We start from the raw sequence: 14646 nt of genomic DNA, 5'->3' as shown, positions 1-14646 counted from the left end.
GAGAGGAGCTTCAGTTCGTGGCCGGAACGGCCGCCGGACCGCTCCACGGGCGTGACGGCGAAGCAAGGCCGATCAGCCTGCCCTGAATGAAGTCGCAGCCCCAGTCCCGCAGCATGGCCGCCGACTGCTCGTCCTGAACCCATTCGGCGACCGTTCTGATATCGAGCCGGCGCGCAAGATCGATCAATGTCTGCACGAACGCCCGGTCGTCGGAGGAGCGCGCCAGGTTCTGCACGAACGCGCCGTCGATCTTGACGATGTCCACGCCGAGCTTGCGCAGGTTCCGGAACGAGGTGTAGCCGGCGCCGAAATCGTCGATCGCGATGCGGCTGCCCAGATTCTTCAACCGCGTAACGAACCGCTGGACATCGTCGATATCCTGAATCGCCGCGGTTTCGGTAATCTCCACGATCAGGCGCTCGGCCACGCCGGGATGAGCACCCATCAGCGCTTCGATCGCCGCCCACCAGTCGACGTCCATGGTGGTTTCCGGCGAGATATTGAGACTGAGCTGGACGTGGGGCGTTTCCGCGAGCTCGGCGATCACAAGCTCGAGCACGCGATGATCGACGAGACGGATCAAGCCAAGTTTCTCCGCCACCGGCACCACATCGGGCGCGAGCAGGATCTGACCATTCTGCTGCTGCATCCGCACCAGGCACTCATAAAACGCCGCTTCGCGCGTGCGCGCGTCGACGACCCGCTCGAAAGCGGTGAGGATGCGGCGCTCGTTCAACGCGGTGACGATCTCGTCGGTCACCCGGATATTGATCCGGCGCTGCGCTTCGCGCTCGGTATCGGGTCGCCACACCGCGAGCGAACCGCAGCGGCGGCCCTTCGCAACCTCGAGGATTTCCTGTGCGCGATTGATCGCCTCATCGGCGGTCTGCGCATAACGCGGGGCCAGAACGGCGCCAATCGAAGCGGTAACCGAAACGGGGCCGGATTTGGTCATCACGATCTCTTCGCGGATGCCCGCCAGAAGGCGTTCGGCGGCGATGCTCACCTCATCCAGGCCGCAGCTCTTCAGGATCACCCCGAACCTGTTGCCGGAGAAGCGGCCCAGAATGTCGCCGCCGCGCAACCGCCTTCGGATGCGCCTCGCGACATCGCTGATCACCTCATCGGCGACATCGAAGCCGAAAGCATTATTGATGCGCGCGAGGTGATCGATCCCGATCATCATGAAGGCGACCGGCGAGCGGTAGCGCGTGGCTTCCTCGATCGCTTCGGCGAGAGCCGCTGTCAGATAGGTGCGATTAAGCTCACCGGTGAGTGCGTCGTTCCGGGACAGTCTGATCAGTTGCTCGTCGCGCGCCCGCCGCTCATTCTCCAGCCGCACGATGCCCTCGACGCGCACCGCTCGTCCATCGGCGTCCGCGAACCAGCATCCGGCCTCCTCGATCCACAACATCGGCGCCGAGGCGCTTGCGCGCACGCCATATTCGATGAAGTACGGCACTCCTTCCTCAAGGCGACGCCGGGCGGTTGGCGCGGCCGACAGGATATCGGTGCGGACCGATCCCGACGGTTCGATCAGGCGTCCATACCGGGCTCCGGTTGCGAGCAGGAACGGGTCGATGCCATGAAAGATCGACGCCATTCCCTCGGTCCAGGTTATCGCATCGCTTGGAATGTCCCATACGAACGCGGCACGGCCGAGCGCTGTGAGGATCGCCGACAACCGCGGCTCTCGCGTTGCCGGGGGCAGGCCAGCGGACGCGTTGGCGGCGTGTGGCGCATCAGCGCCCGACGAGGGATTGACTGCCGGTGAAATGGCGGATGTCACGGTCGCCTCATTTTGGGACGCTGCAAGTGATTCCCTTCTGAAGAATAGGGTGTTCCAACCCGTTCACGCTAGGTAAAGTTCGTGAACAATCTGAAAAACCGCCATTCCCAGCTTAAATGGGGTTTCCTTCCCGGGAATGAAGTTCCGGCACGGCTTTTGCCGAGGATGGTTGCAGACCCGGGGCAGGATGTTCCGGAACAACACATTTCCCGAAAGGCTGGACGACGATGATAATCGCGGGAACGGGCCGGATATCTGGAATCGCCGCCAACGCCGCGCGGCCGGCCCATGAGCGCGCGACAAAATCGCCAGGGTCCAACCCAATATCAGCCGTCGCGCCGATGGAGCATCAGCCTGTTCCGCGTTTCGCGACGCGCCATGATGCGTTCTTTGTGGCGCAACTCATCGCCATCGCGGAGCATAGTCCACAGACGCGGTTATTCCGCCGTGCTTCGCCGCAGGTGGCGCAGGCCGCCTATCATTCGACGGGCGAGCGGAATCGAGCTGGCGAGCAGACGGATCCGCGGCTCCTGCGCGTCGTCTGAGGCGACCTTTTGGCTGCTGACGGAATCAGAAGAGAGGTTATAGCGTTTTCGAGCGAAGCATGTCCTCGGGCTTGACCCGAGGATGGATACCGGTTCGCGTGAAGAAAACGCGTCAAATCAATATCATAGAGCCTCGCTTCTGATTCCATCAGAAGCGAGGCTCTAAATGTCGTTGCGCTGCTGGATGCCCGGGCCGGAAACATCCGGATGCTGTTCGGCTCCGGTCGTCCCGGCATGAACGATCGCCTGCTCCGGGAGCGATTCGGCGGCGGGCGCAGAAGCGTCGGCAGACCCTTGCGATGAAATCGACGCCGCCGCGGATGCGGACGCCGGACCAGCGCGCGGTTCGCGTGTGTCGGCCTCCTCCGCCACGCCTTGCGGCGGTACGGCGATCGCGCGAGCCGGCCTTCGCCTACGCAAGACGACGCCGGCGAGAAAATCGACCAGCGCGAGCAGCGTCAGCATGAAGTAGGTCGACGAGCCGAATTGCGGCAGCATCACGAATTCCGCCGCGGCGCCCCCGAACAACGCCAGCGACAGCAGATGATCGGTGAGATACTTGCCGTCGGGGCGAACAGCCCTGATCATTTCGAACAACAACAAGACGATGCCGAGCGCGAGCAGCGTGTCCCCGAGCGTCACCGTCCAGGACACGCCCGACATCAAGGTCAATGTGAGAACGGGCTCCGTCAACAGGACGCCCGGCATCAGGAAGACGATGATGTTGCAGATCGCCAGGGGGATCAGGAGCAGAGGGAAACCGATCACGGACATCGCCAGGGCCTCCTTCATTCAGGCGGGAGACATTGAACCGCCCGCCGAATTCCTCCGCCCCCCGCGCCCTTCATTCCAGCCCCGCGCCTGTTCCGCGCCGAAAGCCCGATCGGGTGCCTGTGCTCAGGAGTCGCTCTTGGCCTTCAAAACCTGACGGCCCTTGTACATGCCGGTTTTCAGGTCGAGATGGTGGGGACGGCGCAGTTCGCCGGAGTCCTTGTCCTCGGCGTAGGTCGGCTTTTTGAGCGCATCCGCCGAACGGCGCATGCCGCGCCGCGACGGCGATGTTTTTCTTCTTGGAACGGCCATATCCGGTGTCCTTGCAGGATGTTGCCGAGTTCCGTCTCGGAACGTCGGTGGGCAGGCGCGACGAATCCCGAACGCGCGAGCTGAATGCTGATAAGCCCGGCCTTATAGGCTACGATTGCCGCTCCAGCAACCGCGCAGTTCAGCCGCCCGGGCCCGGGCCATATAGGTCCCGGCCAGCCGGCGAACTCCCGGACCCGGCTTTCGGGCGCTGCGCCGGACCGGGTTGGGCAGGATCGCCGCCATCAGCGCCGCCTCCCGGGGCGTCAGGCTGGCCGCGGATCGGCCGAAAGCGTAGCGCGACCCTGCCTCGACGCCGAACTGACCGCCCGGGCCCCATTCCGCGATATTCAGATAGATTTCGAGAATCCGCTGCTTGGAGAGCACCGCATCGATCCACATCGCCAGCGGAAATTCCAGCGCCTTGCGGACCATGCTGCGTCCGGGCCAGAGAAACAGGTTTTTCGCCACCTGCTGCGTGATGGTGGAGCCGCCGCGCTTGAACTCGCCGTCCTCGGCATTATCGAGCACTTCCCGCAGCGAACCCCAATCGATGCCGTGATGGCTACAGAATTTGGCGTCCTCCGAGGCGACCACGGAACGCGGCAGCGACGGCGCAAGCGCGCCGAAATCGATCCACTGCCGCGACATCGGCGCGCCCGAGAGCGTGCGCCATATCATCAGCGTCGAAACCGGATGGCCGATCCGGTACAGCGGCGTCAGCAGATAAGGCAGCAACAGCAAGCCGATGATGGCGAGCGCCACGACGCGGATCGCCCGCCGCATCAGGCCGCAAAGCCTTCAGGCGATCGGCTGGCGATTTCAGCGTGTCCGCGACGAAGAGCATTCACAAAACCGCCCTTGATGACACCGGAGCCGGTGTAAGAAGGCATCGAAAACTCTCCCTGTCGATCACCATGGCCGCGCAACAGATTGCCGGCCGGCCGGAATTGACGAAGCCGATACCATGAAGGATTGTCCGGCAAAAATCGACCTCGCCGGACTTTCGCGGGCAGGACGCCGTTTTCATTTTTTGGAGCCCCTTTGATGACGTCAGGATTTTCATCCGCCGATTTCGCCAAGCGCCTTGATACCACGGCGGACGAGACCGAGGCCCTGCTGGAAAAACTGCTTTCCGATACCGCCCTGCCCGATGAAATCGCGCGCCCGAAGCGCCTGATGGACGCCATGCGCTATTCCTCGCTCGGCGGCGGCAAGCGGCTGCGGCCGTTCCTGGTGGTCGAGAGTTCGGCCGTGTTCGGCGTTCCGCGCGAGGCGGCGCTGCTGGCCGGCGCGGCTCTCGAATGCATCCACTGCTATTCATTGATTCATGACGACCTGCCGGCGATGGACAACAGCGACCTGCGCCGGGGGAGGCCGACCCTGCACAAGACCACCGACGACGCCACGGCGATCCTCGCCGGCGACGGTCTTTTGACGCTTGCCTTCGACATCATTACCCGCGACGAGGTCCATGACGATCCCGCCGTCCGCCTGTCGCTGACGCGCGCGCTGGCGCGCGCCGCCGGCATTGGCGGCATGGTCGGCGGACAGTTGCTCGATCTCGCCGGTGAAGGCCGCTTCGGCGACCGCGGGCCGGTCGACGTGGCGCGGGTGCAGCAGATGAAGACAGGCGCGCTGCTGCGCTTCGGCTGCATCGCCGGCGCGCTGCTGGGCAAGGCCTCGCAAGAAGATTATCAGGCTCTCGACACTTACGGCCGCGCGCTGGGCGAAGCCTTCCAGATCGCCGACGACCTTCTGGACGTGGAAAGCGACGCGGCCGCGCTCGGCAAGCCGGCCGGCGCCGACGCGGCGCTCGGCAAGACCACATTCGTCACCCAGCTCGGCATCGACGGCGCCAAGAAACGGGTTCGCGACCTTCTGGCGAAGGCGGATGAAGCCTTGTCGGCGTTCGGCACGCGCGGCGAGGTGCTGCGCGCCGCCGCGCATTTCGTGGCCAACCGCAAGAGCTGAGCCGGCTACTCCGCCGCGCTCACCGCTTCGGCCGGCGCCTTGGCGGCGTTGCCATAACGCTGCTCGATGTAATCGATCACCAGCGCCTTGAAGTCCTGCGCGATCGCCGGCCCCCGCAGCGTCTTGAACTTCTTGCCGTCGACGAAGACCGGCGCGGCCGGCGCTTCGCCCGTGCCCGGCAGCGATATGCCGATATCGGCGTGCTTGGATTCGCCGGGACCGTTGACGATGCAGCCCATGACCGCGACGTTGAGCTGCTCGACGCCGGGATACTGCGCCTTCCAGTTCGGCATTTCGTCGCGGATGAAATCCTGGATCGACCGCGCCAGTTCCTGGAACGTGGTGGAGGTGGTGCGCCCGCAGCCCGGACAGGCCGCCACCAGCGGCACGAAGGTCCGGAAGCCCATGGTCTGCAACAGTTCCTGCGCGACCTGAACTTCCAGCGTGCGGTCGCCGCCGGGCTCCGGCGTCAGCGAAATCCGGATCGTGTCGCCAATGCCCTGCTGGAGCAGGATGCCGAGCGCGGCGCTTGAAGCGACGATGCCCTTGGAGCCCATGCCGGCCTCGGTGAGACCAAGATGGATTGCGTAATCGGAGCGCCGCGCCAGCGTCTGATAGACGGCGATCAGATCCTGCACCGCCGAGACCTTCGCCGACAGAACCATTTTGTTCTTCGGCAGGCCGATTTCCTCGGCGCGCTTCGCCGACAGCAGCGCCGACTGCACCATCGCCTCGCGTGTCACCGCGCGGGCGTCGAGCGGCGCGGCCGAATTGGCGTTCTCCTCCATCAGGTGCGTCAGCAACTCCTGATCGAGCGAGCCCCAGTTGGCCCCGATCCGCACCGCCTTGCCGTACTTGATCGCCGTTTCGACGATATCGCCGAACTGCTTGTCGCGTTTGTCCTTGAAGCCGACATTGCCCGGATTGATCCGGTACTTGTCGAGCGCCTCGGCGCAGGCCGGATGATCGGCGAGCAGCTTGTGGCCGATATAATGGAAATCGCCGATCAGCGGGGTGGTGATGCCGCGCTTGCGCAGGCCGTCGCGGATATGCGGCACGGCGGCGGCGGCCTCGTCGCGGTCTACCGTCATGCGGACCATTTCCGACCCCGCGCGCGACAAGGCCGCGACCTGGGCGATCGTGCCCTCGATGTCGGCGGTGTCGGTGTTGGTCATCGATTGCACCACGATCGGCGCGCCGCCGCCGACCGTGACATTGCCGACCATCACCTGTGTGGTCTTGTGCCGCGGGCTGGGACCCGCGACGTCGATCTCCGACGGACTTTCGAACTTGTTCATGGGCCTCAAATATCAGGTTTTCGTAATGTTCAGCAACGGATCAATGCAACAGTTCAGGAGCGCCGGTTGCCGGCCGGCGGCCAGCCTTTACCACAGCGCCGCGACACCGAAAGCCGCTTCTCAAAGCATCAGATAGCCAGTCCCGAGAACCAAAACAAAGGGGCGGATCAACTCGAAAGGCGGCAATTCGCCGGAAACAATGCAAGGCATTGAAATATAACAAAATTCTTGAAAGCATTGAAAGGGACACTTGCCTTAACTTTTGATCGAGCATGATCTTATCCGAAAACCGGTTTCCACTTTTCGGGATCATGCTCTAGGAAGCGTTCTGGCAATGCGCGCAGGTACCGGTGATTTCAACCACGGACAGTTTCGGTGTGAACCCCGTGCTGCGGACGGCATCGCTCAGGCTCCGCGCCACGCGGCTTGCTGGAATCTCGCCGACCGAACCGCACTGCTCGCAAATCAGAAACGCCACCATCGCGCTCTCATCATGGTCGTGTCCGCAGGCCAGAAACGCGTTGCGGCTTTCGATCCGGTGAACCAGACCGTTCCCCATCAGAAAATCGAGCGCGCGATAGACCGTGATCGGCGCCGGGCGCGAGATCGATTTCGCCAGTTCCTCGATCACCTCATAGGCGCCGAGAGGCCGATGGCTCGACAGCAGCGCCTGGAGCACCTGACGACGGATAGGCGTGAATTTCTGGCCGCGCCGCGCGCAGATTTGCTCCGCGTGGCTGATCGCCTCCGCGGCGCAGCGGTCGTGGTCATGTCCCGGAACCGGGAATGTCGGTCTGGTCGCGGTCATTCGATTATCCATTAACCCGTTTGAACCGGTTCCGCTCCCCATTTCAGAATCATCCCGGCAACTTTCTCAGATCTTACTGCGATGCAATATAATATAACGACCCCGGCGCGCCACATCGTGAAGCCGCAGAGGCTCCAGCCCATTCGTTCACATCCGACGCGGAATCGGCCAAGGTGGCGAGGCGCCAGCGTTCGCCGTCGCGGTGATCGACGCTGGAAGCGCGGGGTCGATAGCTACGCGGAATCGATCTCAGCTAAGACTTGGGTGAATTAGGCTTGCCGCGCTCAGGCAACGCTGCGGATTTGTGGCTGCGATGTACCGTCGATGCCGCTGCAATGGATATCACCCAGAAAGCGGAGGAGCAGCGGATTGAACCGCTCGGGCGCTTCGAGGAAGGGCGCGTGGCCGACGCCGTCGATGATGTGGCAACGACGATCCCAAAGGGCGGCATAAGAGATGCCTGCCACATAGTCGAGGCGCGCGAAGGGCTCCTCGGAACCGTTGACCACGGCGATCGGTGTCGGCAGGTTTTCGACGACCCAGCGTTGATCGACGCCGAGCCCGGATCGTAATCCACGCCCCAGGACCTGGCGCGCGCGACGGTCCGTGCGCGAGATCGTGTCATGGAGCTGCGCCGCGTACTTCTCGCCGACGCAGGCACGCGCGAATCGGCTGATGTCACGCGCATTCAGCACGCTTTTGGTTGCGAGCAGCAGATCGAGCTGAGCCTGAAAGCCGCGGACCATTCCCAGAATGCCGCGCTTGATGGGCGGCGCGCCGATGATCATGGCGCCCGTGGCATCAAACCCCTGCCCGATCATTTCGAGGCTGACATGTCCACCCAGCGACCAGCCGACAAGCGCCGCCCGTGTGATGTTCAGTGATCGCAACGCCTCGATCAGCGTCGTCGCGTAACCGGGAATGGTGTAGGCTTTTTGCGGATCCAGCGCGTCATCCGATTGTCCATGACCAAGCAGATCGATCGCGATGATATGCCGTGCCGTCGCCAGCGTTGTTGTTTCGAATTGATGCCGAAATACGTCACGACAGGTCGAGTTTCCATGTATAAAAACAACCGGCGTGCCGCTCCCTGAACTTTCCAGGAAGGCTATCCGCCCCTGTGACGTCTCGATCGTGCGCGACAACATCTTCCTACCTCTGTCCCCAGCCTAGGCACGATAAAATGTAAAAGGTGTTAAAGATTGAGGAGAGATTTGTGAGTAATCCGCCTCTTTCCGAAGCCGGCGCTGCGACGGTCGAAGATCAGGATGGCAAGGCCCGCGCAAACTATGTGTTGGGCCATTCCGATCAAGAGCTCGAAAGGCTTGGCAGCCAGGGCGCGCTGTTCTCCGGCCTCACGCGTGATCTTCTCATGCGCGCCGGATTGAAGAAAGGAATGCAGGTTCTCGACGTCGGTTGCGGCGTTGGCGATGTTTCCCTGATTGCCGCGGACCTTGTTTCACAATCGGGAAGCCTGAAGGGAATCGATCCCGCCGCCGAGGCGCTGGCGATTGCGCGGAGGCGGCTCGATGCCGACGGCAAGGGCTGGGTGAGCTTGTCGCCGGGAACGCTCGAAAGCCTTGAGGACTGCTCGCGGTTCGACGCCGTCATAGGTCGATTCATCCTTATCCACCTTGCAAATCCGGCCGATGCGCTGAGCAGGCTGCGCGACCGTCTGCGGACCGGAGCGATCATCTCATTTATCGAATTCGATCTGAGCACGGCAGCGGTTTATCCGCCGTTGACGCGTTTTCAACAGTGCCTCGGCTGGATCTGTGAAGTCTATCGCCGGATCGGACGCCAGATCGATATGGGCGTGGCGCTGTTCGGCACCTTCCGTGCCGCGGGCTTGACGCCGCAGATGGCCGGGCTCACCCGGATAACGACCGCTGACGCGGCCGCGATAGACTTCCTGGTCGACTCCGTGCGCAGCATGCTGCCGGCGATCGTGAAGCTGGGAATAGCGACCGAGGAAGCCGTGGGGATCGAGACGCTGCGCCAGCGGCTGCTGGAGGAAGTCGCTTCCGACGAATATTGCGTTTTCTACCCCCGCCTCGTGGGGGCCTGGGCCACCGTCCCCTGATCTTGATCAGCTCCTGTCTGTTGCTCCGGTTCTTCATGAGCGGGGCGAAAAACACGACGCTTCACGGCGCGAACGGGAAGCGATGCGTGGAAAACGCGCAGCGCCACCGCAAGGTCATAGGAACCCGCGCTGAAACTTTGTAGCTTCACCGCCATGACGACCCAGCGCGCCGTTTCGACATCGCCAGACCCCGCTTTCGCGCGGGTGACGCCGATGATGGAACAGTACCTTGAAATCAAGGCGGCCAATCCCGGCCTGCTGCTGTTCTACCGGATGGGCGATTTCTACGAGCTGTTCTTCGAGGACGCCGAAATTGCCTCGCGCGCGCTCGGCATCACGCTGACCAAACGCGGCAAGCATCAGGGCGCGGACATCCCGATGTGCGGCGTTCCGGTCGAACGCTCGGACGACTACCTGCACCGGCTGATCGCAGCCGGCCACCGCGTCGCGGTGTGCGAGCAGACCGAGGATCCGTCCGCCGCGCGCAAACGCGGCAACAAGAGCGTGGTGCGCCGGGACGTCGTGCGCCTTGTCACCCCCGGCACGCTGACCGAGGACACGCTGCTCGACGCCCACGCCAACAACTACCTGCTGGCATTGGCGCAGGCGCGGGCATCATCCGGCAGCGTCGATCGCTTCGCGCTGGCCTGGATCGACATCTCGACCGCCGAGTTCATGGTGACCGAATGCGGGGCCAATGAACTGGCGGCGACGCTCGCGCGCATCAACCCCAACGAGGTGATCGTCTCCGACGCGCTTCATGGCGATCCGGACCTCGGCGCCCTGCTGCGCGAACTGCCGTCGGTGACGCCGCTGCCCCGCGACGCCTTCGACGGCGCGACCGCCGAACGGCGGCTGTGCGATTATTTCGCCGTGGCCACCATGGACGGCCTCAGCGCCATGTCGCGGCTGGAAGCGACCGCGGCCGCCGCCGCCGTCACCTACATCGACCGCACCCAGATCGGCCAGCGGCCTCCGCTGTCGCCGCCATCGCGCGAGGCGTCCGGCAGCACCATGGCGATCGATCCCGCCACCCGCGCCAACCTCGAACTGACCCGCACGCTCGCCGGCGAACGGCGCGGTTCGCTGCTCGACGCCATCGACCGCACCATGACGGCGGCGGGATCGCGCCTCCTGGCGCAACGGCTGGCGGCCCCGCTGACCGACACGGCAGCGATCACGCGGCGGCTCGACGCCGTCGCCGCATTGACGTCCGACAGCGCGGCGCGCGACGACATCCGCGCCATCCTGCGGACCGCGCCCGACATGTCGCGGGCGCTGGCGCGGCTCTCGCTCGGGCGCGGCGGGCCGCGCGACCTCGCGGGCCTGCGCGACGGCATCATGGCGGCGGACCAGACGCTCGCGCGGCTCGCCGGACTTTCCGATCCGCCGGAGGGAATCGCCGCCGCGATGCAGGCGCTGCGACGGCCCTCCCGCGAGCTTGCGCGCGAACTCGGCAATGCGCTGTCCGACAACCTGCCGCTGATGAAGCGCGACGGCGGCTTCGTCCGCGAAGGCTGTGACGCCGCGCTGGACGAGGCGCGAAAGCTGCGCGACGATTCCCGCCTCGTCGTCGCCGCGATGCAGGCCCGCTACGCCGAGGAAGCCGGCGTCAGGACGCTCAAGATCCGCCATAACAACGTGCTCGGCTATTTCGTCGAGGTGACGGCGCAGCACGCCGACCGGCTGATGAGCGCTCCCCTCAACGCCACCTTCATCCATCGCCAGACGCTGGCCGGTCAGGTGCGGTTCACCACGTCGGAGCTCGGTGAAATCGAAGCCAGGATCGCCAATGCCGGCGAACGCGCGCTCGGTCTTGAACTCGAGATTTTCGACCGGCTCGCCGCGATGGCGATCGGGAATGGCGACGACCTGCGCAGCGCCGCGCACGCCTTCGCCCAACTCGACGTCGCGGCCTCGCTCGCGAAACTCGCGATCGACGAGAACTATACCCGGCCGGAAGTTGACGCCTCGCTGAGCTTCGCCATCGAAGGCGGGCGGCATCCGGTGGTCGAGCAGGCGCTGAAGCGCACGGGTCAGCCGTTCATCGCCAACGCCTGCGATCTGTCGCCGCCACCTCCTCCGGGGGAGGAAAGCGAGGGGGCCGGGCAGATCTGGCTGCTCACCGGCCCGAACATGGCGGGGAAATCCACCTTCCTGCGCCAGAACGCGCTGATCGCGCTGATGGCGCAGGTCGGCAGCTTCGTACCGGCGAGCCGCGCGCGCATCGGCATCATCGACCGGCTGTTCTCGCGCGTGGGCGCAGCCGACGATCTTGCGCGCGGCCGCTCGACCTTCATGGTCGAGATGGTGGAAACCGCCGTCATCCTCAATCAGGCGTCGGAACGCGCGCTGGTCATTCTCGACGAGATCGGCCGCGGCACCGCGACCTTCGACGGCCTGTCGATCGCATGGGCGACGATCGAGCACCTGCACGAAAGCAACCGGTGCCGCGCGCTGTTCGCCACGCACTACCACGAGCTCACCGCGCTGTCGGCAAAACTGCCGCGGCTGTTCAACGCCACCGTCCGGGTCAAGGAATGGCACGGCGAGGTGGTGTTTCTGCACGAGGTGCTGCCTGGCGCCGCCGACCGCTCTTACGGCATTCAGGTAGCCAGGCTCGCCGGGCTTCCGCCACCGGTCATCGCGCGGGCGAAATCAGTGCTGGCGAAACTGGAGGCGCAGGATCGCGGATCAACCGTGCGAGCGCTGGCGGACGACCTGCCGCTGTTCGCGGTAATCTCGCGCGACGCCGGCGAATCCGCGCCGCCGGGCGAGGCCGCCGCATTGATCGAAGCGTTGAAATCCCTGCACCCCGACGAGATGTCGCCGCGCGAGGCGCTGGATGCGCTCTATGCACTCAAGGCGAAACTGCCGAAACAGTAGTCAGTGTTGCGATGTCGCGAAATCTCCCATCCCATGTCGATGTCGCCATTATCGGAGCCGGCGCCGCCGGGCTCGGCGCGGCCGATGCGCTGAAAGACTCCGGCCTCTCCGTCATCGTGCTGGAAGCCCGCGGCCGCGTCGGCGGACGCGCCCATACCATCATCCCCGCCCCCGGTATCGTCTTCGATCTCGGCTGCGGCTGGCTGCATTCGGCCGACAGGAACTCCTTCGTTGCGATCGCAGGCAAGCTCGGCTTCGAAATCGACAAGACGCCGCCCCCATGGCGCGAGCAAAGTTTTGCCGCCGGATTCACGGAAGCTGAGCGCGAGAACTTCCTGACCGCGCTGGATGCGTTCGACGAGCGCATTCAGCAAGCAGCGAAGAACGATGCCGATGACGCCGCCAGCCGCCATCTCGAAAAGGGCAACCGCTGGAATCCGGTCATCGACGCCGTCTCGACCTATGTGAACGGCTGCGAACTCGATAGCGTGTCGGTTCGCGACACGGCGGCCTATGAAGATACAAAGATAAACTGGCGGGTGCCCCGCGGCTACGGCGCGCTGATCGCGGCCTACGCCCGGTCCTGTCCGCTCGCGCTGAACACGCGGGTTCAGCGGATCGATCATTCCGCGCGGCGCATTCGCATCGAAACTTCGAACGGCGTGCTGTGCGCGACGCAGGTGATCGTCACGGTCCCGACCAACCTGCTCGCGAACGAATCGATCCGCTTCCATCCCGGACTTCCCGCCAAAGTGAACGCCGCGTCTGATCTGCCGCTCGGCGTCGACGACAAGATCATGCTGGCCCTCGACGATCCCGGGAACATGCTGCCGAAAGACGGCAACCTGAGCGGCGCGACGCTGCGAACAAAGATCGGAACCTATCACCTGCGTCCGTTCGGCCAGCCCTGCATCGAGGGATTTTTCGGCGGCAGTTTCGCGCGCGAACTGGAAGATGCCGGCGACGGCGCATTCGCCGCGCAGGCGATCGAGGAAATCACGGCGCTGCTTGGCTCGGATTATCGCAGGAAGCTGAAACCGCTCGCGGAATCACGCTGGGCCAGCGACCCCTTCGCGCAAGGCGCTTATTCCCACGCGCTGCCGGGCCGGGCCTGTGCCCGCGCCGTCCTCGCCGCGCCCGTCGACGACCGGCTGTTCTTCGCGGGAGAAGCCACCTCGCCGAACTTCTTTTCCACGGCGCACGGCGCGCGCGACAGCGGCGAGCGCGCCGCGCGGGAAGCGATGGCGGCAAGGCAGCGGTGACCGTCCGCATCCGAGCGAGAATGAGGACGAGCCTTCAACAGCAGGTGCGACAGCGCATTGCTGCGACCGACAATACGACCAGCACGCACAGGACGGGACAGCTTGCGGATGCAACGAAGCGCGGCAACAACTTCGTGGTGCTGATTTCTCTTCCGCTACCTCGACAATCGCACACGCCGACGTCGCCGCTGTCCCGTTTAGATACAAAACGTCGCAGCTATGATGCACGAAATCCACATATTAACCCTTAATTAACGATGGACCTTGAACACCGCGCGCCGACTTGCTTTGATCGGCACATGAGCACGACCCTGATCGAACTCCGGCCGGCCAAGGTCGCGGATGCATCCGCGGTCGCGGCGACCCACGACGAGTCCTGGCGCTCGGCCTATCAGGGCATCATTCCCGGCGCGGAGCTTGAAAAGCTGATCAACCGGCGCGGCCCGCAGTGGTGGGACAGCGCGATCCGCAAGGGCAGCCGTATCAGCGTTCTGGTTTTCGGCGAGCAGATCGCCGGCTACGCCAATTACGGCCGCAACCGCGCCCGCAGCCTGCAGTACGATGGTGAAGTCTACGAACTCTACCTGCGCCCCGAATTCCAGGGCCTGGGCTTTGGCCGCCGGCTGTTCGCCGCGGCCCGGCGCGATCTGGTACAGAGCGGCCTGAAAAGCGTGGTGACCTGGGCGCTGTCCGACAACGAACCGGCGATTGAGTTCTATTGTGCGCTCGGCGGCCGCATGGTTGCCCGCTCCTCCGAGAGGTTCGGGGCAAAGTCGCTCGACAAGGTCGCGTTCGCTTGGACGGGTTAAACGTCCGGTCTCCGATCCTCGATATTCAACGTCCCGGTCGTTGCCGAGCATTTTCTTTGCACAGCGGCATAGCTTACGCTCGCCTATAAAGAACGGCGTTGCTTACGCTCGC

General features: G+C 64.3%; 14 protein-coding genes. 6 read left to right on the top strand and 8 right to left on the bottom strand.

Annotated features, from left to right (window positions below):
* Positions 1–10 precede the first annotated feature (10 nt).
* Entirely contained in the window at positions 11–1711 is a 1701-nt protein-coding gene (locus ACMYR2_RS03400; RefSeq protein WP_416194052.1) for an EAL domain-containing protein, read from the bottom strand.
* Positions 1712–2016: 305 nt separating this feature from the next.
* Between ACMYR2_RS03400 and ACMYR2_RS03395 the strand changes: the two genes are divergently transcribed.
* Positions 2017–2334, top strand: coding sequence for a hypothetical protein (locus ACMYR2_RS03395; protein WP_347262624.1), 318 nt, complete (start codon positions 2017–2019; stop codon positions 2332–2334).
* 162 nt (positions 2335–2496) lie between these two features.
* Here ACMYR2_RS03395 and ACMYR2_RS03390 read toward each other — a convergent pair whose 3' ends face one another.
* The 4 genes from ACMYR2_RS03390 to ACMYR2_RS03375 all read right to left on the bottom strand — a co-directional run bounded on the left by ACMYR2_RS03390 (position 2497) and on the right by ACMYR2_RS03375 (position 4496).
* The gene (locus ACMYR2_RS03390) at positions 2497–3108 is read right to left on the bottom strand and encodes a hypothetical protein (protein WP_347262623.1); all 612 of its coding nucleotides are present in this window, start codon (positions 3106–3108) and stop codon (positions 2497–2499) included.
* 123 nt (positions 3109–3231) lie between these two features.
* Entirely contained in the window at positions 3232–3417 is a 186-nt protein-coding gene (gene rpmF, locus ACMYR2_RS03385) for a 50S ribosomal protein L32 (protein WP_347262622.1), read from the bottom strand.
* A gap of 102 nt (positions 3418–3519) precedes the next feature.
* Complete coding sequence (gene mtgA / locus ACMYR2_RS03380) at positions 3520–4200, bottom strand: monofunctional biosynthetic peptidoglycan transglycosylase (protein WP_416193686.1); 681 nt, start codon at positions 4198–4200, stop codon at positions 3520–3522.
* Positions 4200–4496 (bottom strand): hypothetical protein, encoded by a 297-nt coding sequence (locus ACMYR2_RS03375; protein ID WP_416193685.1) that lies wholly within the window; start codon positions 4494–4496, stop codon positions 4200–4202. Before ACMYR2_RS03375 ends, mtgA begins: the two co-directional genes overlap by 1 nt.
* Between ACMYR2_RS03375 and ACMYR2_RS03370 the strand changes: the two genes are divergently transcribed.
* Positions 4462–5388 carry a polyprenyl synthetase family protein gene (locus ACMYR2_RS03370; protein WP_416193684.1) on the top strand — a complete coding sequence of 309 codons (927 nt, stop codon included), beginning with the start codon at positions 4462–4464 and terminating at the stop codon, positions 5386–5388. The two genes, ACMYR2_RS03375 and ACMYR2_RS03370, sit on opposite strands and share 35 nt — an antisense overlap.
* Positions 5389–5393: 5 nt before the next feature.
* Here ACMYR2_RS03370 and ispG read toward each other — a convergent pair whose 3' ends face one another.
* The 3 genes from ispG to ACMYR2_RS03355 all read right to left on the bottom strand — a co-directional run bounded on the left by ispG (position 5394) and on the right by ACMYR2_RS03355 (position 8642).
* Positions 5394–6686: a flavodoxin-dependent (E)-4-hydroxy-3-methylbut-2-enyl-diphosphate synthase gene (gene ispG, locus ACMYR2_RS03365; protein WP_347264475.1), complete on the bottom strand. Its 1293-nt coding sequence runs from the start codon at positions 6684–6686 to the stop codon at positions 5394–5396.
* A gap of 316 nt (positions 6687–7002) precedes the next feature.
* Positions 7003–7494: a Fur family transcriptional regulator gene (locus ACMYR2_RS03360; RefSeq protein WP_347264476.1), complete on the bottom strand. Its 492-nt coding sequence runs from the start codon at positions 7492–7494 to the stop codon at positions 7003–7005.
* Between the two features lie 284 nt (positions 7495–7778).
* Positions 7779–8642, bottom strand: coding sequence for an alpha/beta hydrolase (locus ACMYR2_RS03355; RefSeq protein WP_347264477.1), 864 nt, complete (start codon positions 8640–8642; stop codon positions 7779–7781).
* A gap of 68 nt (positions 8643–8710) precedes the next feature.
* Between ACMYR2_RS03355 and ACMYR2_RS03350 the strand changes: the two genes are divergently transcribed.
* The 4 genes from ACMYR2_RS03350 to ACMYR2_RS03335 all read left to right on the top strand — a co-directional run bounded on the left by ACMYR2_RS03350 (position 8711) and on the right by ACMYR2_RS03335 (position 14534).
* The gene (locus ACMYR2_RS03350; protein ID WP_347264478.1) at positions 8711–9577 is read left to right on the top strand and encodes a class I SAM-dependent methyltransferase; all 867 of its coding nucleotides are present in this window, start codon (positions 8711–8713) and stop codon (positions 9575–9577) included.
* A gap of 153 nt (positions 9578–9730) precedes the next feature.
* Positions 9731–12463, top strand: coding sequence for a DNA mismatch repair protein MutS (gene mutS, locus ACMYR2_RS03345; protein WP_347264479.1), 2733 nt, complete (start codon positions 9731–9733; stop codon positions 12461–12463).
* An 11-nt stretch (positions 12464–12474) separates the two neighbouring features.
* Entirely contained in the window at positions 12475–13725 is a 1251-nt protein-coding gene (locus tag ACMYR2_RS03340; RefSeq protein ID WP_347264480.1) for a flavin monoamine oxidase family protein, read from the top strand.
* A 299-nt stretch (positions 13726–14024) separates the two neighbouring features.
* A complete protein-coding gene (locus ACMYR2_RS03335) occupies positions 14025–14534 on the top strand; it encodes a GNAT family N-acetyltransferase (protein ID WP_347264481.1) in 510 nt (169 codons plus the stop codon).
* Positions 14535–14646 lie beyond the last annotated feature (112 nt).

It is taken from the genome of Nitrobacter sp. TKz-YC01, from assembly GCF_047824785.1.
GTDB lineage: Bacteria > Pseudomonadota > Alphaproteobacteria > Rhizobiales > Xanthobacteraceae > Nitrobacter.
Note: the sequence above shows the minus strand (reverse complement) of the source record. Positions and strands in the feature narration are given on the sequence as shown.